Here is a 21,447-nt window from a genome sequence, read left to right as displayed (position 1 = left end):
GGCCGTCGTCTGCGATCTGGGATACTGGTCGGATGGTGAAACAGACCGGCCAGCAGAAGCCGATCGCGCAGAACCGGAAGGCGCGACACGACTACCACATCGAGGACGTGGTGGAGGCCGGGCTGGTGCTGACGGGGACCGAGGTCAAGTCCCTCCGGCAGGGCCGGGCCTCCCTCGTCGACGCGTTCGCCGCCGTCCGCGGTAACGAGTTATGGCTGCAGGGCATGCACATCCCGGAGTACAAGCACGGCACGTGGACCAACCACGAGCCGCGCCGTGCCCGCAAGCTGCTGCTGCACAAGGACGAGGTGCAGAAGCTGATCCGGGCGGTGGAGCAGCAGGGTGTGTCGCTGATCCCGCTGTCGCTGTACTTCAAGGACGGCTATGCGAAGGTGGAGCTCGCGACCGGGCGCGGCAAGAAGGACTACGACAAACGCCACGCCCTGGCCGAACGCCAGGCCAACCGCGAAGCCCAGCGGGCCCTCTCCGACCGCCACCGCCGCTGACTGGGGTCCGCTCAGGGGTTGCTCCGGGCTGAACCCGATGGGGTGAACGGTCGCCGGCACGCAGAGTGGAAGCATGTCCACTTCAGACCTGCTGGTGACGCCGGCCCAACGGGACCGCGCAGTCGAGATCCTGAAAGAGATGTACGCCGACGGCCGGCTCGACCACATGGAGTTCGACCTCCGGCTCGAGAAGGCCCTGAAGGCCCGCACCCGCGCGGAGCTGAACAGCACGTTCGACGGCCTGGTCGCCCGGCCCGTCCCGACGTTCGCGCCGGCCGCCTTCACCCGCCCGGCGCCGATCCAGCGCTACCAGGGTGACGGGCGAGGGATGGGCACGGTCGCCCACTGGCTCGGGTACCCGACGTTCTTCGTCGGCCCGGCCATCGTGGTCGCCACCACCGGCCAGAAGAACCCCGCCGTACGCCGGCACGCCGTCGAGGCGCTGAACTTCCAGCTGACCGCGTTCGGCGCCTTCGCCGCCCTCGGCATCCTCACCGGGTTCACCCACGGCTTCCTCGGGTTCTTGTTCCCCATCCTCGGCATCCTCTGGTTCCTGCTGACCGGCATCGGCGGCCTGGCCACCGCTGCCACCGGCAAGTTCCGCTACCCGTTCACGCTCCGTCTGATCAAGTAGCCCTACGCTTTCTGCGTGGGCGTTCCGGTCGGGGTGCGGTGGGAGGTCGGGGCGTTCCTGGGATTGACCGCGGCGACGGGGCTGATCGACGCGGTGAGCTACCTGAAGCTCGGGCATACCTTCGTCGCGAACATGACGGGGAACGTGGTGTTCCTCGGGTTCGCGGCGGCGCCGGATTCGGGGTTCCGGTTCGGGCCGCCGTTGGTGGCGGTCGCGGGGTTCGTGCTGGGATCGCTGGGCGGGGGACGGGCGGCCCGGGTACTCGAGGCGCGACCCCGGCGGTGGCTGGGGATTGTCTTCAGCGCTCAAGCGGTTGTGCTGTGGTTGTGCGGGCTGCTGGTCGGCGTCGGCGTACTCCGGGAGTCGGGCGGGACGTCGTACCTGCTGATCGCCGCGCTCGCAGCGTGCTTCGGGCTGCAGAATGCGACCGTTCGGCACGTGGCGCCGCGTGACATGACGACTACGGTGCTCACGCTGACGCTGACCGGGCTGGCCGCGGACAGCGTGCTCGGGAATGGACGCTCCGCGAGACCGTATCGCCGGCTGGGCTCGATCGCGGCGATGCTGGCCGGCGCCGCCGTCGGCGCACTGCTCCTCCGGTCGACCACCGGTTGGGTGATCGCGCTCGCCGGTGCGGTCGTCGCCGTCGCCGCGGCGATCTTCCTGGCGGCACCCGCCGACTGACGGCCTGGGGAATGTCAGGTGCGGTTGGTCTGTTGGACTTGATAGTGTGGATCTTCCACCACCCTCCGGGGCGGTGGGAGTTTGACAACTCAACAGGGGGTGAACGGTTTCGACTTTGGACGTTGGTTCCAAGGGAAGCGGGCCGAGGATCCAGGGTTATCTCGTTAACGATCTCTGGAAAACAATAAGTGCCAATACATCGCGCACTAGCTACGCTCTCGCCGCCTGACGGCCGAGCACTAAAGTAGCGGTCAGCCCGGGGATGCTTCCGACCCGGTTCCTGGCCTCAGCTAGGAAGCTTGCTGTGTTAGCCCGGTCACGGGGCTAACACGGGACATTTACAGTGACTGAGCCTGTCAGCGACGTGTCTGTGAGAGCGCTGGGGCTGAGAAAATCGCTTAACAGACTGCGCCCGGAGAAGTCTTGAAACCCCGCCGAAGGACGCGGGTTCGATTCCCGCCACCTCCACCCCTTTGAGAACGCGCAGGTCAGACCCATCTGACCTGCGCGTTCTGCTGTCTGCGGCCCAAAACGACCGTCACTGCAACGACGCCACAGCCGGCCAGGTCGTCCGCCTTCGCCTTCAGTCCGTGCAGCACATCACACACGTCGAAAAACGGCGCGTACGCGAGGTCACGCGCCTCGGTACCGGTCGGCCTCCGGCAGTCGAGCGAATGTGTGCGACGCGCTGTTGTCGTCGTCCGGTCGCGCTCCGTAGTTGGGTTACCTAGGCTTGACTGCGGATTGGGGGACGCGTGGTTGATGCCCGTTGTGAGGTTGTGCTGGTATCTGGGCCCCAAGGGTTCGTCGACAAAACTCGGGAGGTTGTTCGGCACGAGCCGGTGGTGAATGGGCGGATCGCGATCACCTACAGCGGCGGCCGGCGGTACGAGTACAAGCAGGCTCGTGTACGGATCCTCACGAACCCCGTGTCGGTCGAGGTCCGTGCGGGACAGAAGCTCGAACTCGACGGCGAGATCTGGGAGAACGCGACAGAGGTCCGGACATTCGTCGCGCCCGAAGGCGAGTGGGCGCACGTGTTCTACCGGAAGCTCGACGGGGAAGGGTGGGCCAGTCGTTGGGCGCCGCGGATCCGGGTCATCTCAAGTGCCACCGACACTCCAGGTGTCGCGGATGCCCTCGGGTATTGGCGCAGCATCGTGTCCCGTCTCGATGCCGACGACCCGCTGCGGCCGGTGTACGAGTCGTTGGGCTTCGTCCACCCCGAGAGCGCCCTCGCGCAGTACCTGACCGGTGGTCCGATCCAGCCGGGTGAGCTGGCAGCTCCGCCGATCTATCCGTTCCGCAGCAACCTCAGCCAGCGACAGGCGGTCGAGAACGCCCTGACCCACTCCGTGTCCGTGATCGAAGGACCGCCGGGCACCGGCAAGACCGAGACGATCCTTAACCTGATTGCCAACATCATCGTCGGCGGCGCGGCGACCGTCGGCGTGGTCTCGTACGGCAACTCGGCGGTCGACAACGTCCGCGAGAAGCTCGCGGATCTCGGGTTCGGACACGTGATCGCCCGGCTCGGACGCCGCGAACTCGTGGACGCGTTCTTCGAGGGGCAGGCGCAGCGCAACGCCCACGTGGAGGATTTCGTCCGCCGTACTCCGCCTCCGCCGCCGCCCGAACGGCTGGTCGAGCTGGACACCCGGCTGCGCCGACTTCAGCAGGCCGAGCGCGAACGAGCTCGGGTGCGGCAGGAGATCGATGCGTACAGCTTGGAGCTCCAGCACTTCGAGAAGCATGTCGAGCCTGGTGACTTGTCGCAGCTCGAACGCCTTCCGCTGCTGCGCCGATCGTCCGACCGCATCCTCGACTACCTGGCCGAGACCGCACTCGAGGACGGTCGGCGCGTAGGGCTCGTTCGCCGCATCCACAAGTACTTGAGGTACGGATCGCTGCGCGGACTCGACCCCGCCGACACCTCCGTCGTACTGCGGCTCCAGCGAGCGTTCGACGACCGCCAGCTCGCTGAACTTACCGCCCAGCTTGCGCAACTGGACAACGAGCTGAGCAGTGCCGACTTCGAGCGGCTGGTCGAGGAGCACAGCCAACTGTCGGTCCAGGCGCTCCACGCCGCGCTCGGCGAGCGGTACGCGACGACACGTACGACGTACAACGCGAAGACCTATCGCAACAACTTTCAGCGGTTCGCCGCGGACTATCCCGTGCTGCTCAGCACCTGTCACGCGCTGCGTGGCAACCTGCCGTTCGGGCAGTTGCTCGACTATCTGATCATCGACGAGGCGTCCCAGGTCAACCTTCTGGCCGCCGGTGTCGCGTTCGCATCATGCCGAAATCTCATCGTCGTCGGTGACCTCCAGCAGCTACCGCCCATCGTCGACAAGGATGCGGCTCGCGGCGTCGTTGCACCAACCGCCGCATACGACTACGAGCTCCAAAGCATCCTGTCGTCGCTAGGCGCCGTATATCCGGAGGACATCCCGCGCACCTTGCTGCGTGAGCACTACCGCTGCGACCCGGCGATCATCGGGTTCTGTAACAAGACGTTCTATGGCGGCCGGCTCGTTCCGTTCACTCGATCCCAGAGTGAACAGCCGATGGTGGTACGCCGTACCGCTGAAGGCAATCACATGCGGCAGCACCGTGGCGGTGGTCGTTCGAACCAGCGAGAGGTCGATGTCATCGTCAACGAAGTCATCCCCGAGGACTGCGCCGGCGTACCGCGCGATCAGATCGGTGTCACAACGCCTTACCGCAAGCAGGCCGGCAAGGTCGTCGAGCAGTTCGTCGACGCGATCGAGAAACTCGAGGCGGACACCGTTCACCGGTACCAAGGCCGGCAGAAGGACACCATGATCATGACCACGGTTCTCGACGAGACCTGGCGCGGACAGACCGGGCTCGCGTTCGTCGACGATCCGCAGCTGGTCAACGTTGCGGTGTCGCGAGCGGTGCGGAAGTTCATCCTGGTGACCAACCACAGCCTGCTTTCGAGGAGCAGGTACATTCGCGACCTGATCGGCTACATCGACTACCAGGCCCTCGACATCGGTGTGGTCGACAGCTCCATCGTCTCGGTGTTCGACCTGCTGTACCGCGACTACAACAAGCGCCTGCGGTTGCTCGCCGGACGACTGCGCAACGAGCAGAAGCGGTCCGAGGACATCATCTGGACCGTCCTCCACGACATCCTGGCCGATGCGAAGTACCAGCATCTGACCGCACGAGCGCAGATCTTGTTGCGGAATCTGTTCCTAGGAGACAGACCGCTCACCGAGGCGCAGACGACGTACATCGCCAATCGGGCCTCCGTCGACTTCGTCGTCTACAACCGGGTGAGCAACCAGCCGCTGCTCGCGATCGAGGTGGACGGGTTCGCGTTCCACGAGAAGGATCCGGTGCAGCTGGCACGAGACAAGCTCAAGGACGAGATCTTCCTGGCCTACGAGATGCCGCTGCGGCGGCTGCCGACCACGGGGAGTGACGAGGTCGCGCGGATCCGTATGGCTCTGGACCAAGCCGAAGCCGAATGGGTCAGCCGATCCAGATGAGTTCGTGCCAGCGGGAAGTCAGGGGCGTGTCAGTGGTGTTTGGGAAGGTAGGGGTGTGAGCCTGGAGGGGTGGCGATGGGACGTACCGAGGTGTGGCGGCGGGCGTTGGTGGGCGGGGTCGAGGTGTCCAGTACGGGGGCCGGGCCCGGGGTGGTCGTGATTCCGGGGAACAATCGGCGGGCTCATCACTACGAGCGGCTCGCGCGGGGGTTGGCCGGAGTTCATACCGTGCATGTGGTTGAGCGACGTGGGCACGGGGCGAGCGCGCCACGAGGTACGGCGTACTCGGTGGAGACCGAGGCTGACGATGTGCTTGCGGTGATGGAGCGCACGGGGGCGCGGGTGGTGTTCGGGCACAGCTACGGCGGGTTGATCGCGCTTCACGTGGCGTTGCGGGAGCCGCTGGACGCCTTGATTGCCTATGAGCCGGGTGTGAGCATCGGCGGGTCGTTCGATGCGAGCTGGCTGGATGCGTTTGCGCAGCAGTTGCAGGACGGGCGGCGGGTGGCCGCGATGGCGACGTTCCTCAAAGGCACCGATTTGTTGCCGTTCCGGGCCAGGCCGTTGCTGTGGGCAATCTCCTTGCTGATGTTGCGCGGCTCGGGTGGGCGCGAGACGCGGGAGATGATGCCGACGACGCCGGCCGAGATCGGCGAGGTCGCCCGGCTCGACTCCGACGGGAGCCGGTACGCCGGGATCGCGTCGCGGACCCTTCTCCTCGGTGGTGAGAAGTCGCCCGCGTACCTGACCGGAGTACTCCCGCAGCTCGCGACGATCCTGCCGAGCGCGGAGTACACGATCCTCCCCGGCCTCGATCACAACGCCCCCGACCTCAACGCGCCGGACACGATCGCCCAGCAGATTCGTCTGCACCTGGTCCGCGGGGAGCGCCACGGGTACGTCGACCACGATCTCGAGGCATCTCTCCACACCAGCTGACCGCGTATGTACCTTGACAGTTACGTACCCGAGTGGTTACATACAAGCCATGGAAGCTGTACTGCGGGCTCTGGCCGATGACGGTCGACGGACGCTGGTCGAGGCGCTGGCCGCCGGTCCGGCGACAGCGGGCGAGTTGGCGGAGCTGTTGCCGATCGCGCGCCCCGGGGTCTCCCGGCATCTGAAGGTGTTGCGGGAGGCGGGGCTGGTCGACAGCCGGCAGGAGGCGCAGCGCCGGGTCTACAGCCTGCGGTCCGAGCCGCTGGCCGAGCTCGACGAATGGCTGGGACGGTACCGCGCGCTCTGGGAGCAGCGGCTCGACGCCCTGCACACCGAGATCGCCAGGGGAAAGAGGAGCGACACATGACATCCAACGGAGCAACCCGGGTTCTGGGCCGGTTGGCAGTGGCCGACGGCGCGGGCGTCGTCCGGATCGAGGACCGCTACGACACCGACATCGACGATCTCTGGTCGGCCGTCACCGAGCCGGACCGCGTGGCCCGGTGGTACGGGAAGGTAGACGGCGATCTCCGCCTCGGCGGCGCCTTCACCCTGTACGTCGCGTCCGCCGACCTGCACAGCACCGGACGCATCGAGGTCTGCGAACCGCCGCGGAGTCTGCGGGTCACCACCAGAGAGACCGACGAATCCGCGCAGCGAGGCAATGGCCCGGCGCCGTTCGAGAAAACGATCGAGGCCACGCTGACGCCCGACGGCGCGCAGACGATTCTGGCCATCGAGGTGCGCGGCGTCCCCTTGGACAAGATCGAGTACTTCGGAACCGGCTGGCAGATCCACGCCGAGAACCTCGCGGCGTACCTCACCGGGAGCGAATCCGCCGACACCGAGTCCCACTGGGCGGAGCTCGTCACCGCCTACCAAGCCATGTCAGCCGCTATCCGCTGAGCGGACTCAGCGCAACGCGGTCGCGATGAGTTCGTCCGACAGGCTGCGCAGGCGTGCCCGGGCGTCCGCGTCGTACGCCTGCTCGTTCGCGCGCGATTCGCGGAGGCCGTTGAAGTATCGCCCGGTCGGCAGGTCCGGCGCCGTGATGAGGCGCATCGTGGCGTCGGCGCCCTCGGCGACAGTGCTGATCGGGCTGACGCCGCTCTCGGTCACCATCGTGGTGGCCATGAATGTTGCTGGGTGCAACGAGTTGGCCAGGACACCGTCCGACGCCAGGTCGATGGTGAACATGATCTGCGCCAGTTTGCTCCGCTGGTACGCCGAGAAGCCGTCCCAGCCGCGCTCCATCATCGGATCGTCGAAGTCGATCGGCTCCTGGCCGGCCGACGCCACGTTGACGATCCGGCCCGACGGGGCCAGCTGTGACAGCAGGAGCCGCGTCAGCCGGTAACCGGCGAGATAGTTGACCGCGAACCGCAACTCGATGCCGTCGGCACTCACCTCGCGCGGCCCACCCCGCGGGCCCGCGCCGATGCCCGCATTGTTGACAATGACATCGAGTTCCCCGTTGATGCCTCCGGCAAGCTTGTCGACCTCGCGAAGGCCGGCCAGGTCCGCCAGCAGGATCTCAGGCTCAGGCCCGCCGGCGGCGAGGATGGCAGCCTGCACCCGCTCCGCGCGCTCGGCGGAACGTCCGTGGATGAGGATGCGCGCTCCCGCAGTACCCAAACGAAGGGCCAGCTCACGTCCGAGGCCGTCGGTCGCGCCGGTGATCAGAATCGTCTGCACGACCTCCACCGTACGTCAGCCACCGTACGTCAGCCGCCGTACGTCAGCCGCCGTACGTCAGCCGCCGTACGTCAGCCGCCGTACGTCAGCCGCCGTACGTCAGCCGCCGTACGTCAGCGGAGATCGCGAAACGTCCGCCGGAGGTCGTCGGTCCACTCCGTTGGGAGCTCCCACGGAATGAAGTGGCCACCGTTCGGGTGGGCGGTGATGTTGACGTGGTTGTACCAGGCGGCGCGGTCGCTGGCGAGGAAGTTGTCGACGCGCTCCTGCGGGCTGTGTACGCCGGGCGGGTCCTCGTGGCCGACGAACGTGATCCCGGTCGGCGCTTCGATCACCGGCGTACGGTCGTGGGACGGCGTCCAGGGGTAGCGGTTGTTGTTGGCGTACGTCCGGATCGAGGTGTCGATCGCGTTGCCCGCCCAGAAGATCGTCGCGTGCGTGAGCAGGTCGTCGTCGGTGAACGCCTTCTCGCTCTCGGCCCACTTCTGCCAGCGTTCCAGGATCCAGGCCAGCATCCCAGCGGGTGAATCGGCGAGACCGAAGCCGAGCGTGCTCGGGTCCAGGACGTGCGTGGCGAGGTGCGACGCGAAGCGGTGTTCGAGCTCGATGATCCGGGCGTGAATCTCCGGCGGCAGACCGGCCGGGATGGGGTTGCCGCCGCTCAGGTCCCACCCGCGATCGCCGTTGAAGAACGAGAGCTTCAGCGCCGATCCGATGTGGATCCCGTACAACTCGTCGGCGTACTTGTGCCCGAGCTGCCCCGTCACCAGCGCGCCGACGTCGCACCCGGCCGCGGCGTACTTCGGGTGTCCCAGCACATCCGTCATGAGCGAGTGCCAGACGTCGGCGATCTTCCAGAAGTTCATGTCCGGCCGCGTCGGCGTCGAGAACCCGAACCCGGGCAGAGACGGCACGATCACATCGAACGCATCGGCCGGATCGCCACCGTACGACGCTGGGTCGGCGAGCGGGTCGATCACCTTCGACCAGTGCCAGAACGTCCACGGCCAGCCGTGACTCAGGATCAACGGGATCGGGTTCGGACCGACGCCCGGCTTGTGCATGAAGTGCACCGGTACGTCGCCCACGTCGACCCGGTAGTGGTCGTAGGCGTTGATCGCGCGCTCGGCGGCCCGCCAGTCGAAACCGTCGGCCCAGTACTCGACGAGCGGTTGCAGGCGAGTACGGCGTACGCCGTAGAAGCCGTCGTCATTGCCCGCGTCGCGGGGCCACTTCGTGGCACGGAGACGCCGGCGGAGATCGTCGAGAACGTCGTCGGACACCTGGATGGGCGTTGGAATCATGGGGAATCCTCCGCAAGCTCGGTCAAGCGATGGAGTACGTCGACGGAGCCCGCGAGCACAGCGCGCTCCTCGGGCGTCAGCTGGTCGACGAGTGCGGTCAGTTTCGCGACCCGGTGGGCGTGCCGGGAGTGGACGATCTCCTGGCCCGCGCTGGTCAGCGAGATCAGGCTGGCCCGGCCGTCGCTCGGGTCGGGGCGGCGTTCGAGGAGACCGTCCTGCTCGAGCTTGGCGACCAGGCTGGTCAGGGCAGGCTGCTTCAGCTGCTCGGTCGGAAGGAGGTCGGTGAGGCGCAGCGGACCGTTGCGATCGAGCGTGTGCAGCACCGAGAGCGTCGAGAAGTTGAATCTCCGCACCGACGGCAGCCGGATGAAGATCGTGTTGAAGTCCTCGATGACAGTCGTCAGCCGATCGACATCCATGCCGACGACTATATCAATTTTCGATGTATGTTCAAGTCAGTTGCTGAGGGCAACGGGTATGGCGAACGCGGTCTCGCCGGATTTCAACGTGAGGACGGCGGCGTCCGCGCTGTCCGGGAGCTTGCCCTTGAACGTGATCGTTCCGCGCGCGGTGCCGCCGGTGGCCACCTTGCTCGGCCAGTTGCTGCGGCGGGTGTCGGCGTGCAGGGCGGTGCCGTCCGCAGCGGTGAAGGTCGAGCCGGCGATCGGGATCGTCACCGGCTCCTTCGCGCCGTTGGCGAGCATCACCTCGACCCGGGTGAAATGGCTCGTGTACGTGACGTTCTCGACCGTGACGGTGACCTCCCCGGAGGGTTTCGCGACAGGTTTGACCAACCGGTCCTCGCCGGACTCGTTGCCGGTCAGGTAGCCGCCGACGTACTCCGTGCCGGCGGTCAGCGCGAACCCGCCGACGCCGATGCCGACGAGGACAACGGCGATCGCGATCAGGATCGACACGTCGAGCCGCCCGGGACGGTGGTCCTTCGGTGCGGCCGCGTCGAGCAGCGCCAGCACCATCGACACCACCAGGGCGATCCCCGGCGGGACGAGCCAGCGCAGTTCGCCACCGGGTCCGTCGGCGAGGAACGTGACGATCAGGTTCACGATCAGCCCGAGAACGATGATCCCCGCGCCGACGATCAGCACGCGAGGCAGCCGCACGGTCCCGACGGCATCGTCCTCGACCCCCGCCGTACGCCGGTCCGCGTGGGGCAACCGCTCCGCGTTCGTACGCCGGTCCGCGGTGGCGCGTCCATCGGCGCGTCGGTCAGCGCTCGTACGGCGATCCCCGCCGGGCAGCCGTCGGTCCGCCGGCGCACGAGCCGGTTCCGGCCAGTTGTCCGACCGGTTCCAGTTCGGCTCCGCCTGCTCGACCCGCGCCGAGATCTCCGACGGCGTCCGAACCGGCTCCGGGTTGTCCGCCGACGGATACGCCGCCCAACCCCTGTCACCGGGCCGCCCGGCCCCATCCTCCACCTCAAACCCAGGCACAACCCCAGCCGGCCCATACGAGGCCTCATCCTCAGCCCTGTACTCCGCCTGAGCCCGGTGATCCGCCTGAGCCCCGTACTCCGCGTCAGCCGGGTTATGCGCCTGAGCGCCGTACTCCGCCTCAGCCCGGTAATCCGCCTGAGCCTCGTTCTCCGCCTCAGCGCCGTACCCCGCCTCAGAGGGGTACCCGGCTCCGTCGTCCCGGTACGCCGGTCCGCCGTATTCGCCACCGCCGACCGCCTGGTCAGCCTGGTGCTGCGCCGGGTCGGCCTGGTACGCGGGTTCGTCGTACTGCTCGCCGCCGTCCACGCCCCCGTCGGCCACCCACGGCTCCTCAGCAGGCGGGAAGGCTCCACCCGGCGCAGGGCCCGCAGGTGTCGGAGGCGGAGTGGGCGCAGCAACTGCCGGTGGCGGGGGAGCTGGTTGGCCGAACCCAGCCGGCTGGGACGGCCCTTCGCGTTCATCGGCGCGGGGATAGACGTCCGGCTGTGCACCTGCGGCGTACGCCTCGCCCGGCTGGGAGGCCGCTTCGCGTTCATCGGCGCGGGGATAGGCGTCCGGCTGTGCACCCGCGGCGTACGCCTCGCCCGGATGGGCGGCGGTTGGGGTGACTGGGTCCGGGATGGTGGATTTGTGGAAGGTGAGGACCGAGCGGCCGATGTGGATGCGGTCGCCCGTGCTCAGGGCCGTGGGCGCTGTGATGCGGTGGCCGTTGAGGCCGGTACCGTTGCGGGACTCGTCGTGGAGGGTCCAGGTGGCGCCGTCGCGGGCCAGGCGGGCATGGATGCGGGAGATCTGGTCGTCGGCCTGCAGCCGGATGTCGGCGTTGGAAGCGCGGCCGATGGTGATCGTGTCGGCCTCGGCCGGCAGCGTCCAGCGCTGCTCACCGAGCGACAGCACGAATTCGGTTTCCACTCACACCCCAGCCGGCGTCATCCTGATCGCGTTCCGTCGCGCCGCTGCCGGCGCGTCGCACCCCGCGGCAGACAACCCGTCGGCGCGATTCTGCCATCCGCGCCGGTTCCCGACCACCGGCAGTACCCCACCAGCACCCTCCGCGACAGCGCCCTCACAGCCCGGCCCGAATCATCCGACGGAACGGCCTCGAGTCGTCACAAATCTCAGGATTCGGTCGCCTTTGTCAGCTGTTAGTAGCGATGACAACGCGGTCAGTTGTCCTCAGGGTGCCAACGGCACGGTAGCGCCTTGCCCGGGTGAGGTCGCGGACATAGTGTCCCCCCGCGCGATTCATCGGGGCCGGATGAAAAGGGGGAGCCCAGCAACAGGCCCGATGAGTAGGCCGGAGGTTCCAGGCGGAGTGGTGCACCGCCTGCAGTCCGGCGAGGCGCAACCCGCCCAAAGCACCGTATTCGCGAAGGGACCAATACCAATGGTCTTGTTCCAGCGTTCTCGAAAGCCTGCTGTCGTCTTGGGGCTCACCGGCCTCGCCGCGGCAGCACTCGCCGGATTCGGTACGTCGGCCGCAGGGGCCGCGCCGAGTGCGGCACCCCCACCCCGGCCCTCGCAGGCGCAGTCGAAGGCGTTCGCCGTCGATTCCGCGTCGTCGCTGGTCGCCGGCCGGCCGAGCGCACTGCACGCCTCGAAGGACGACAAGTTCACCGCGAAGTCGGTGATCTCGGATCCGTCCGGCCTGCAGTACGTCCCGTACGAGCGTTCGTACAAGGGCCTCCCGGTCATCGGTGGCGACTTCGTCGTCGTCACCGACGCCAGAGGGGCCGTGAAATCCACCTCCGTCGCCCAGACCACCGCCGTACCCGACCTGTCGACGTCGGCCAAGGTGACCGCCGCGGCCGCGCTGAAGACCGCCACCAAGCAGCTGAAGAAGGTCGACTCCTCGACCGCCCCGACGCTCGCGGTCTACGCGCTCAACGGCACCCCGAAGCTTGCCTGGCAGTCTCGGGTCAGTGGCAGCAAGGGCAACGAGCCGTCGAGTCTGTCCGTGTACGTCGACGCGCAGAGCGGCAAGGTGCTCGGCACCCAGGAGCACGTGATGGCCGGCAACGGCACCGCGGCGTACAGCGGACCGAACCCGGTCCACCTGGACACCACGCTGTCCGGCAGCACGTACTCGATGAAGGACCCCAACACCACCAACCAGTCCTGCCAGGACGCGGCGAACAACACCACGTTCTCCGGTCCGGACGACAACTGGGGCAACGGAACGGCGTCCAACAAGGAGACCGGCTGCGTCGACGCGCTGTTCACCGCCCAGACCGAGCGGCACATGCTGACCGACTGGCTCGGCCGTAACGGCTTCGACGGCAACGGCGGCGGCTGGCCGATCCGCGTCGGCCTGGACGACGAGAACGCGTACTACGACGGTTCGCAGGTGCAGGTTGGCCACAACACGGCCGGCGGCTGGATCGGTTCGATGGACGTCGTGGGCCACGAGCTCGGCCACGGCATCGACGACCACACGCCGGGCGGCATCTCCGGCAGCGGCACCCAGGAGTTCGTCGCCGACACGTTCGGTGCGGCCACGGAGTTCTACAGCAACCAGGGCTCGGCCTACGACCCGCCGGACTTCTACGTCGGTGAAGAGGTCAACCTGGTCGGCAGCGGCCCGATCCGCAACATGTACAACCCGTCCGCGGTCGGCGACCCGAACTGCTACTCGAGCTCGATCCCGGGCTCCGAGGTGCACGCCGCGGCCGGTCCCGGCGACCACTGGTTCGTTCTGCTGTCCCTGGGCAGCGGCGGCAACCCGAACGTCCCGACCTGCAACAGCTCGACGGTGACCGGTCTGGGCATCCAGAAGGCCATCAAGATCATGTACAACGCGATGCTGATGAAGACCAGCAGCAGCTCGTACCTGAAGTACCGCACCTGGACCCTGACCGCGGCGAAGAACCTGTACCCGGGCAGCTGCACCGAGTTCAACACCGTCAAGGCGGCGTGGGACGCGGTCAGCGTTCCGGCTCAGTCCGGTGACCCGACCTGCACCGTCTCCGGCGGCGTCACGGTCAACAACCCGGGCAACAAGAGCGCCACGGTCGGTACCGCGATCGCGTCGTTCACGCTGACGGCCAGCGGCGGCACCGCGCCGTACACCTGGTCCGCCACCGGTCTGCCGGCTGGCATCACCATCGGTTCCTCCACGGGCACCGTCTCCGGTACGCCGACCACCGCCGGCACCTACAACGTGACCGCCACGGCCACCGCGAGTGCTGGTGGATCCGGCAGCACGTCGTTCAGCATCACCGTCAGCCCTGTCGGTGGCGGCTGCTCGTCGCCCGGCCAGAAGCTCGGCAACGCGGGCTTCGAGACCGGTACGGCGTCACCGTGGTCGGCCTCGACCGGAGTGATCGACAACACCGCTTCCCAGCCCGCGCACAGCGGCACCTGGAAGGCGTGGCTCGACGGTTACGGCCAGACCCACACCGACACGCTGAGCCAGTCGGTCACCATCCCGGCCGGCTGCGCGGCGACGCTCACCTTCTACCTGCACATCGATTCTGCGGAGACCACCACGACGACGCAGTACGACAAGCTCACGGTGAAGGCGGGCTCGACCACGCTGGCGACGTACTCGAACCTGAACAAGGCGAGCGGCTACTCGCTCAAGTCGTTCAACGTCTCGTCCCTCGCCGGCCAGACGGTGTCGATCAGCTTCACCGGCACCGAAGACAGCTCCCTGCAGACCTCGTTCGTCATCGACGACACGGGCCTCAACCTGAGCTGACCCCCTGAAAGAACCCGGCCGCCGCACCTTCGGGGGTGCGGCGGCCGGCTCATGCTCGGGCTCAGCCGAGCTCGTGCTCGGGCTCAGCCGAGTGACATCCGGGGCTCGCCGTTGACGAGGCCGGTGCCGGCGATGGTGCAGGTGCCGCCGCGGTTCTGGGTGTAGGTCTGGCGGACGCAGCTGCGGAGTGCGAGCTGGGCCCAGTAGTTCGGGTGCAGGGACTCCTGGATGAAGTAGTCCGAGCCGACTGTGGTGACCGTGCGGATCTGGTTGATCCACTCGGTCTTGTCGACGGCGGTGGGCTGAGTCCAAGAGGTCAGTCCGACTTCCTCGTACAGGCCGACCGACTTCTCGCACAGGCGACGGCCGTTGAACGCGGACTGGAGTTCGAGCAGGCGAGCGTTGCTGAGGCCGGACTGGCCGATCGCAGCGCGGACGGTGTTGTTGATGGTGACCAGCGCGGTCGCGTTGGCCCAGTCGGCGTCGGCGTTCCAGAAGCCGCAGCCGCCGGTGCTCTGCCGGGTGTAGCCGGACTGGCTGTACCGGAACCCGCTGGCCGACGGGATCGGGGACGGATAGGTCTGTACGACGAGATTCCACGCGTTGTCGCCGTATCCGGCGCTGCGCATCGCGGTGCGGACGTTCTGGAAGGCAGTCGCGATTCTGGCGCGGACGGTGGTGATGTTGGCGGAGGTGAAGTTGGCGACGACGGACGAGTCGTCCTTGCAATAGTCGGGATCCCAGGACGGCGACAGCAGGAGGTTCTGCACGCACTGCGTGACGATCGACGCGAAGTTGAAGTCGTTGCCGCCGATCGAGACGACGACCTGCTTCACGTTGTGGCTGACGGCGAACTGCTGCAGCATCTTCGCCTGGCCCAGGTTGCCGGCGCCGTCGTCGTAGAAGTCGATCCCCGGCTTGAAGTAGTCGCCGGTGGCGGTCGTGGTCTTGGCGCCGGAGCAGGCCAGGTTCAGTCCGCCGACGCCACCGCCGATGTACGCCTCGGCGGACTGGCTGCGGTGGCAACGCGGGATCTGCTCGGCGGTGTGGCTCGCGTTGTCGTGGTAGGCGTGAGCACCGAGCGCGTCGGCCGGTGCCTCGGAGTCGTTCGAGCTACCGGCCCAGCGGCCGGCCTCACCCGAAATGTAGGAGTCCCCAACGGTGACGACGTACGGCGTACCGGAGCCGGGACCGTCGGCGTGGGCCGGGGGAGCGACCAGGCCGAGCCCGGTCAGGGACAGTAGGAGGATTGCTGCGGACACTCGACGCCAAGCTGAGAAAACAGAGGGCGGGTTTCTCACCGGAAGGCCTCTCGCCGGAGTTCGGTGATCCCAGGACCCCCACCAGATCACCGTCGGCGTCAAGGTACTCCCGGGTAACCCTCAGGGGTAGACCGAGCGTACTGACACGTTTGCGCCCTGTCACCACCGTGTCAGTTCGATCCGGCCGGCTCAGCCGGGGAGGTTGAGGTCCTCCGGCCAGCGCTGCTGCCACCAGGCGCGCCAGCGGGCCTCGAGTTCGTCGCGGTCGACGTCGCCGTACACGGACAGGATCGCCATCGTGGCGCCGTCGGGCTTCTGTTCGCCCGGCGGGATGTGACTGAGCACGAGCAAACCGTTGCCCCAGGCATCTACTGTCACTCCGACCTGATGCTCGCTGGTATACCAGATCTCACCCTTGATGGGCTGACCAACGAGCTCCAGCTCGACGAGTGCGCCGGCCGGCTCCGCCGGGATGCCCAGCTCCGTGATCGGGGACACCGCGCCGGTGCCCGAGAAGAACAGCGTGTGCCGGGGCTCGTCCGGATGCCGCTCGACGGCGAAGCGCAGTTGGTGCAGGAAGGTGATCCAGCCTTCGGTCACGTCGTCGTAGTACGCCTCCCACTCGGGGTTCGCGCCGCGCGGCGCGCGGGTCAGCGTGACCCGGGATCCGCCCTCGACCGGCTCGACCTCGAAGCGGTCCCCGTGGCCGAGTGTCAGCGTCGTACCCTCCTCGGTCGTCTCGGTGAAGTAGATGAGGTCGATCTCCTCCTCCAGCCCACCTTGGGTGCCCTCGTACTCCCAGCCGTGCCAGTGCCGGATCTTCTCCTTGTTCCGCAGGGCGTCCCAGACTGCCTCGACCGGCGCCGCGACGGTGACCACGATCTTCATGACTCTCCTTCGGTACGGCGGGGCGCCGGGTGACCGCCCGCGATCAATCGGTACGGCCGTCCGCCTTCGCTGTCGAACTGCTCGACGACCTGCTGTACTGCCGCGGCCAACGAATCGGTGAACCGATGCACCTCACCCGGCTCCGCGAACCGCACCTCGGCCTCGAGCGTGAACGTCAGCAGCCGCTTTCCCTCGGCGTCGGCCGCGTTCTGCATCCGCGCTACCTCGCGGACCGTGCCGGCGGCGACCTCGACCAGGTGCTCGGCGGCGTACTGGTCCTGGATCTCGGTGAACGCCCGGCCCATCACGCCCGGATCGACCACCAGACCGGCCGACGCACGCAGGATCCGTTCGGTGAATCCGCGCCGTCGCCGCTCCTCGACGAGCTCCACCAGGCCGGCCTTCTCCAGCTCGCGAAGGTGGTAGTTCACCCGCTGCCGAGGCAGGTCAAGGGCGGCGGCCACCTGGGTCGCGGACGCCGGCTCCCGCAGCAGCTCGAGCAGTTGCCGCCGGATCGGCGACAGCGCCAACCGCACCTTCTCCGGCTCCTCGACGTAGCGCAGCATGAAGACAATCTCTAATTGACAGGAAAATTTGTCAAGAGGATCGCGGATCGCCAGGCCATCACAATCGGCGGCCGGTGTGCGTGGCCCGCGGGGAACGGGCGGCGGCCTGCAAATGTGATGGCCCGGGGATCCACCGATACGGGAGCATGGGCGGCATGTCGGTGCGAGGTGCACAGCGAGGGCCGCAGTTGCCGGTGGGGACGCAGGTGGTGATTCGGGTGGCTGCCCCCGATGATCAGGGCGGTACGGCGCAGCGTGGGGCGACCGGGCGGGTTGCGGGCATCACGGCGGACGGGCGGTACACAGTGCGACTCGTTGACGGGCGGGAGACGGTTGCGCGACGCGACCAACTGAGCTTGCGGACGGTGTACCAGGACGAGGCGATCGAACTCGAACTGCCGGACGGGGACCGCCTGGTCCGCGAACACACGATCTATGCGGCGGTAGTCGGTTCGCGGGCGTTCGGTCTGGACACGGATGCTTCGGACACGGATACGCGCGGGGTGTACGTCGCGCCGACCGAGGCGTTCTGGTCGCTGGCCAAGCCGCCGACGCACGTGGACGGTCCGGAGCCGGAGTGGTTCTCGTGGGAGATCGAGCGGTTCTGCGAGCTGGCCTTGAAGGCCAATCCGAATCTGCTCGAGGTCCTGCACTCACCGCTGGTGGTACGCCAAACCCCACTCGGTGAAGAGTTGGTCGGACTGCGCCAGTCGTTCCTGTCGCAATTGGTATACCAAACCTATTCGGGGTACGTGCTCAGCCAGTTCAAGAAGCTCGAGGCGGACTTCCGGCGCGACGGTTCGCCGAAGTGGAAGCACGTGATGCACCTGATCCGGCTGCTCCTCGCCGCACGGAGTCTGTTGCTAGAGGCAACGTTGATCGTCGACGTCGGCCCGCATCGGGACCGGCTGCTGGCGGTGAAGCGTGGCGAAATCCCGTGGGACGAGGTCGAACGCTGGCGGCTGTCACTGCACGAGGAGCTCGACAACGCGCTCCAGCAGACGGTGCTCCCGGCGATACCGGATGTCGCGACGGTCGACGAGTGGTTGCGGTCCGTACGGAAGAGGAGTCTCAGTGACGCGTGACATGCGGCACCTCGACTACGCCGAGCTGCGCACGATCATGGGCGAGCAGCCGTACCCACTGCTGTTCGCGACAGTCTCCGGCGCGCACCTGTACGGCTTCCCGTCCCGCGACTCCGACGTCGACCTGCGCGGCGTACACGTCCTTCCGGCCGCCGAGGTCGTCGGGCTGCGGACCGGTCCCGAGACGCTCGATCGCACCTGGTTCGAGAACGAGGCCGAGGTCGACCTGGTCACCCACGACCTGGCCAAGTTCGCCCGGCTGATGCTCCGCCGCAACGGCTACGTACTCGAGCAGGTCCTGTCCCCGCTCGAGGTCACCAGTACGCCGGAACACGCCGAGCTGATCGAACTCGCGGCCGGCTGCATCACCAAATGGCACGCACATCACTACCGCGGCTTCGCGAAGACCCAGTGGGAGTTCTTCCTCAAGAAGCGCGAGCTCAAGCCGCTGCTGTACACGTTCCGGGTGCTACTCACGGGCATCAACCTGATGCGGACCGGCGTCGTACAGGCGGATCTGCGCGAGTTGCTCGAGGGTGCACCGGCCTACCTGCCCGAGCTGATGGCCGCCAAGGCCGAGGCCGAACATGCGCCGCTGGACGGCCCGTCGGGGGAGCGGTTGTCCGAGGATGTCACCCGTCTCCAGGCGGCCCTCGACGAGGCGGAGGCCGAAAGCCGCCTTCCCGACCGCCCAACAGCCGAGCCGGCCCTGCACGACCTGCTAGTTCGCACCCGCCTCGGCTGAAGCCGCACGCAGCAAGCAGCGCGTCGCCGCCGCGGCGGTAGGGCCGCCTGTTCGCGGGGGTGGGGGCCGCCGCCTCCCGCCCCGGCCCGCAGGCCGCGACCCGCCCGCCCGCCACCTCCCGCCGCGCGGCCCGCCGCCCGCGGCGCGCGGTCTGCGGTGGTGCTGTCGACCGGGTAGGGGTTGGATAACGGTTACCGGAGTCTGGGCTGACAACGCAGGACAGTCGTAGGGTAATTACTTAACTTCGTGAAGCATTGACATTGTGGCTGACGGGGTAAATAGTTCCGTCCTGAAATCAATCAGAAAGCAGAGTGAATCAACAGTGTCGAACATCGAGATCCTGCAGCTCCGGGCCGCCGCGGTCAGCCTGGTGCTCGACTGCTCCGGCCCCGGCCTCCCGTCCGTCCTGCACTGGGGTGCGGACCTGGGCGAGCTGACCGAGAGCGCTCTGCTGGAACTACGCCGCGGCGCGGGTGCGGTCCAGGACGGCAACGGCCTGGACGAGAACCGCCCGATCGCGATCGTGCCGGAGTACTCGGCCGGCTGGTTCGGTACCCCAGGCCTGAGCGGGCACCGCGACGGGCACGACTTCTCCGCGAGCTTCCGGCTGACCAGCGTCGCGCAGACCGGCAACACCGTGAGGGTCGACGCCGCCGACACCGAGGCAGGCCTGGACCTCACGCTCACCATCGAGCTGACCGACTCCGGTCTGCTCCGGGCCAAGGCGGACCTGACCAACACGGCCGCGACGCCGTACACCGTCGACGGCCTGCTGCTCGCGCTGCCGGTCCCGACCGAGGCGACCGAGCTACTCGACCTGACCGGCAGGCACATCGGCGAGCGCCACCCGCAGCGCCATGCGTTCACCCAGGGTGCGCACATCCGCGACAACCGCCGCGGCCGCACCGGCGCCGACGCGACCCTGCTCCTGTTCGCCGGCACCCCCGGCTTCGGCTTCCGCGACGGCGAGATCTGGGCCGTGCACACCGCCTGGAGCGGCAACCACCGTTCGTACGCCGAGCGCGGCATGAGCGGGTACGCCGTCATCGGCGGCGGCGAGCTCCTGCTCCCGGGCGAGGGCCGCCTCCAGCCGCAGGGCACGTACAGCACCCCGTGGATCTACGGCTCGTACGGCGTCGGCCTCGACCAGGTCTCACATCGCTTCCACGACTACCTGCGTGCCCGGGCGAACCACCCGAAGACCGAGCGCCCCGTCGTACTGAACACGTGGGAGGCCGTGTACTTCGATCTCGACCTCGACAAGCTGAAGGCGCTCGCGGACGCGGCCGCCGAGGTCGGCGCCGAGCGATTCGTCCTGGACGACGGCTGGTTCCGCGGCCGCCGCGACGACCACGCCGGCCTCGGTGACTGGTACGTCGACGAGGGGATCTGGCCGAAGGGCCTGCACCCGCTGGTAGACCACGTGAAGGGCCTCGGCCTGCAGTTCGGGCTCTGGGTCGAGCCGGAGATGGTGAACCCGGACTCCGACCTGGCCCGCGAGCACCCGGACTGGATCCTCGCCGCCGGCGACCGGCTGCCGCCGACCGCGCGTCACCAGCAGGGCCTGAATCTTGGTATCCCAGCCGCCTACGACTACATCCTCGAGCGGCTCGACAGCATCTTGTCCGAGTACGACATCGCCTACCTGAAGTGGGACCACAATCGCGACTTCGTTGACGGTGGCAACCAGTTGACGGGTACGGCGGGGATCCACGAGCAGACGCTGGCGGTCTACCGGCTGATCGACGAGCTCAAGCGCCGGCACCCCGGCTTGGAGATCGAGTCCTGCTCGTCCGGCGGCGCCCGCGTCGACCTGGGCATCTTGGAGCGCACCGATCGGATCTGGGGCAGCGACAGCAACGACGCCCTCGAGCGGCAGACCATCCAGTGGTACACGCAACTGCTGCTGCCGCCGGAGCTGATCGGCTGCCACGTCGGGCCGCCCCGGGCGCACACCACCGGCCGGACGCAGACCCTGTCGTTCCGCGCGACGACGGCGCTGTTCGGCCACTTCGGTATCGAGTGGGACATCGCGTCGGCCAGCCCCGAGGAGCGCGCGGAACTCAAAGGCTGGGTGGCGCTGCACAAGAAGCTCCGGCCGCTGCTGCACACCGGCCGAGTGGTCCGCGCCGACCGCGGTCCCGAAGACGTGCTCGTGCACGGGGTCGTCGCGCAGGACGGCGGGCGTGGCGTGTTCAGCGTCGTACAGGTGAAGCAGTCGGTGACATCTGCCGTCGGACGCGTCAGGCTGCCCGGCCTCGACCCGCAGCGGACGTATCGAGTCAACAAGGTCGCGACACCCGGACCCGAGTCGCGGTCCACCGCCTGGTCGGCCGACCGTGGAAGCGTGGAGCTGAACGGCGCCGCCCTCGCCTCGGTCGGAGTACTCATGCCCGTGCAATGGCCCGAGAGCGCGATCTTGCTGGAAGTTACAGCGATCGGGTAAGCCACCCGATCGCCG

General features: G+C 67.8%; 18 protein-coding genes and 1 other RNA gene. 12 read left to right on the top strand and 7 right to left on the bottom strand.

All coding sequences use genetic code 11. The annotated features are described in order from the left end of the window. Positions 1-32 precede the first annotated feature (32 nt). The 8 genes from smpB (at position 33) to EV653_RS18245 (ending at position 7,193) form a co-directional block, all read left to right on the top strand. Positions 33-506 carry an SsrA-binding protein SmpB gene (gene smpB, locus EV653_RS18280; protein ID WP_134104952.1) on the top strand — a complete coding sequence of 158 codons (474 nt, stop codon included), beginning with the start codon at positions 33-35 and terminating at the stop codon, positions 504-506. Between the two features lie 73 nt (positions 507-579). Further along, a complete protein-coding gene (locus EV653_RS18275; RefSeq protein ID WP_134104951.1) occupies positions 580-1,140 on the top strand; it encodes a DUF1707 and DUF4870 domain-containing protein in 561 nt (186 codons plus the stop codon). 15 nt (positions 1,141-1,155) lie between these two features. Beyond that, positions 1,156-1,824: a YoaK family protein gene (locus tag EV653_RS18270; RefSeq protein ID WP_134104950.1), complete on the top strand. Its 669-nt coding sequence runs from the start codon at positions 1,156-1,158 to the stop codon at positions 1,822-1,824. A gap of 95 nt (positions 1,825-1,919) precedes the next feature. Then, positions 1,920-2,295: a transfer-messenger RNA gene (ssrA, locus tag EV653_RS18265) on the top strand. Positions 2,296-2,669: 374 nt separating this feature from the next. After that, complete coding sequence (locus EV653_RS18260; protein WP_134104949.1) at positions 2,670-5,348, top strand: AAA domain-containing protein; 2,679 nt, start codon at positions 2,670-2,672, stop codon at positions 5,346-5,348. Between the two features lie 75 nt (positions 5,349-5,423). After that, the gene (locus tag EV653_RS18255; RefSeq protein ID WP_134104948.1) at positions 5,424-6,287 is read left to right on the top strand and encodes an alpha/beta fold hydrolase; all 864 of its coding nucleotides are present in this window, start codon (positions 5,424-5,426) and stop codon (positions 6,285-6,287) included. A gap of 49 nt (positions 6,288-6,336) precedes the next feature. After that, on the top strand, positions 6,337-6,654 hold the full coding sequence (locus EV653_RS18250; RefSeq protein ID WP_134104947.1) for an ArsR/SmtB family transcription factor: 318 nt from the start codon (positions 6,337-6,339) through the stop codon (positions 6,652-6,654). Further along, positions 6,651-7,193 (top strand): SRPBCC domain-containing protein, encoded by a 543-nt coding sequence (locus tag EV653_RS18245; RefSeq protein ID WP_134104946.1) that lies wholly within the window; start codon positions 6,651-6,653, stop codon positions 7,191-7,193. The genes EV653_RS18250 and EV653_RS18245 overlap by 4 nt, the downstream gene beginning before the upstream one ends. 6 nt (positions 7,194-7,199) lie before the next feature. Here EV653_RS18245 and EV653_RS18240 read toward each other — a convergent pair whose 3' ends face one another. From EV653_RS18240 to EV653_RS18225, 4 genes are all read right to left on the bottom strand, one after another. Beyond that, entirely contained in the window at positions 7,200-7,982 is a 783-nt protein-coding gene (locus EV653_RS18240) for an SDR family NAD(P)-dependent oxidoreductase (RefSeq protein WP_238159880.1), read from the bottom strand. A 113-nt stretch (positions 7,983-8,095) separates the two neighbouring features. Further along, positions 8,096-9,286, bottom strand: coding sequence for an epoxide hydrolase family protein (locus EV653_RS18235; protein WP_134104944.1), 1,191 nt, complete (start codon positions 9,284-9,286; stop codon positions 8,096-8,098). Further along, entirely contained in the window at positions 9,283-9,705 is a 423-nt protein-coding gene (locus tag EV653_RS18230; RefSeq protein ID WP_134104943.1) for a MarR family winged helix-turn-helix transcriptional regulator, read from the bottom strand. The genes EV653_RS18235 and EV653_RS18230 overlap by 4 nt, the downstream gene beginning before the upstream one ends. 36 nt (positions 9,706-9,741) lie before the next feature. Continuing rightward, positions 9,742-11,652, bottom strand: a complete 1,911-nt coding sequence (locus EV653_RS18225; protein WP_134104942.1) for an FHA domain-containing protein — start codon at positions 11,650-11,652, stop codon at positions 9,742-9,744. 514 nt (positions 11,653-12,166) lie between these two features. On the opposite strand from EV653_RS18225, the gene EV653_RS18220 reads away from it, so the two are divergent. Then, positions 12,167-14,440, top strand: coding sequence for a M4 family metallopeptidase (locus EV653_RS18220; protein ID WP_238159879.1), 2,274 nt, complete (start codon positions 12,167-12,169; stop codon positions 14,438-14,440). 83 nt (positions 14,441-14,523) lie between these two features. Here EV653_RS18220 and EV653_RS18215 read toward each other — a convergent pair whose 3' ends face one another. From EV653_RS18215 to EV653_RS18205, 3 genes are all read right to left on the bottom strand, one after another. Continuing rightward, positions 14,524-15,702, bottom strand: coding sequence for a hypothetical protein (locus EV653_RS18215; protein WP_134104940.1), 1,179 nt, complete (start codon positions 15,700-15,702; stop codon positions 14,524-14,526). 189 nt (positions 15,703-15,891) lie between these two features. Continuing rightward, positions 15,892-16,590, bottom strand: a complete 699-nt coding sequence (locus EV653_RS18210; RefSeq protein ID WP_134104939.1) for a hypothetical protein — start codon at positions 16,588-16,590, stop codon at positions 15,892-15,894. Beyond that, positions 16,587-17,156 (bottom strand): winged helix-turn-helix domain-containing protein, encoded by a 570-nt coding sequence (locus EV653_RS18205; protein ID WP_238159878.1) that lies wholly within the window; start codon positions 17,154-17,156, stop codon positions 16,587-16,589. Before EV653_RS18205 ends, EV653_RS18210 begins: the two co-directional genes overlap by 4 nt. 218 nt (positions 17,157-17,374) lie before the next feature. On the opposite strand from EV653_RS18205, the gene EV653_RS18200 reads away from it, so the two are divergent. The 3 genes from EV653_RS18200 to EV653_RS18190 all read left to right on the top strand — a co-directional run bounded on the left by EV653_RS18200 (position 17,375) and on the right by EV653_RS18190 (position 21,432). Beyond that, complete coding sequence (locus tag EV653_RS18200; protein WP_238159877.1) at positions 17,375-18,241, top strand: nucleotidyltransferase domain-containing protein; 867 nt, start codon at positions 17,375-17,377, stop codon at positions 18,239-18,241. Then, the gene (locus EV653_RS18195; protein ID WP_238159876.1) at positions 18,231-18,986 is read left to right on the top strand and encodes a nucleotidyltransferase domain-containing protein; all 756 of its coding nucleotides are present in this window, start codon (positions 18,231-18,233) and stop codon (positions 18,984-18,986) included. The genes EV653_RS18200 and EV653_RS18195 overlap by 11 nt, the downstream gene beginning before the upstream one ends. Positions 18,987-19,308: 322 nt before the next feature. After that, positions 19,309-21,432, top strand: coding sequence for an alpha-galactosidase (locus tag EV653_RS18190; RefSeq protein ID WP_134104938.1), 2,124 nt, complete (start codon positions 19,309-19,311; stop codon positions 21,430-21,432). Positions 21,433-21,447 lie beyond the last annotated feature (15 nt).

Origin of the sequence: Kribbella pratensis (assembly GCF_004365355.1) — a bacterium.
In the GTDB taxonomy this organism is placed as follows: domain Bacteria; phylum Actinomycetota; class Actinomycetes; order Propionibacteriales; family Kribbellaceae; genus Kribbella.
The sequence above is the reverse complement of the archived record's forward strand: the minus strand, read 5'-3'. Positions and strand labels throughout refer to the sequence as shown.

Coding starts and splice junctions, on each gene's coding strand:
- smpB (WP_134104952.1), top strand. CDS start 33: ATGGTGAAACAGACCGGCCAGCAGAAGCCGATCGCGCAGAACCGGAAG.
- EV653_RS18275 (WP_134104951.1), top strand. CDS start 580: ATGTCCACTTCAGACCTGCTGGTGACGCCGGCCCAACGGGACCGCGCA.
- EV653_RS18255 (WP_134104948.1), top strand. CDS start 5,424: ATGGGACGTACCGAGGTGTGGCGGCGGGCGTTGGTGGGCGGGGTCGAG.
- EV653_RS18250 (WP_134104947.1), top strand. CDS start 6,337: ATGGAAGCTGTACTGCGGGCTCTGGCCGATGACGGTCGACGGACGCTG.
- EV653_RS18245 (WP_134104946.1), top strand. CDS start 6,651: ATGACATCCAACGGAGCAACCCGGGTTCTGGGCCGGTTGGCAGTGGCC.
- EV653_RS18235 (WP_134104944.1), bottom strand. CDS start 9,286: ATGATTCCAACGCCCATCCAGGTGTCCGACGACGTTCTCGACGATCTC.
- EV653_RS18230 (WP_134104943.1), bottom strand. CDS start 9,705: ATGGATGTCGATCGGCTGACGACTGTCATCGAGGACTTCAACACGATC.
- EV653_RS18210 (WP_134104939.1), bottom strand. CDS start 16,590: ATGAAGATCGTGGTCACCGTCGCGGCGCCGGTCGAGGCAGTCTGGGAC.
- EV653_RS18205 (WP_238159878.1), bottom strand. CDS start 17,156: ATGCTGCGCTACGTCGAGGAGCCGGAGAAGGTGCGGTTGGCGCTGTCG.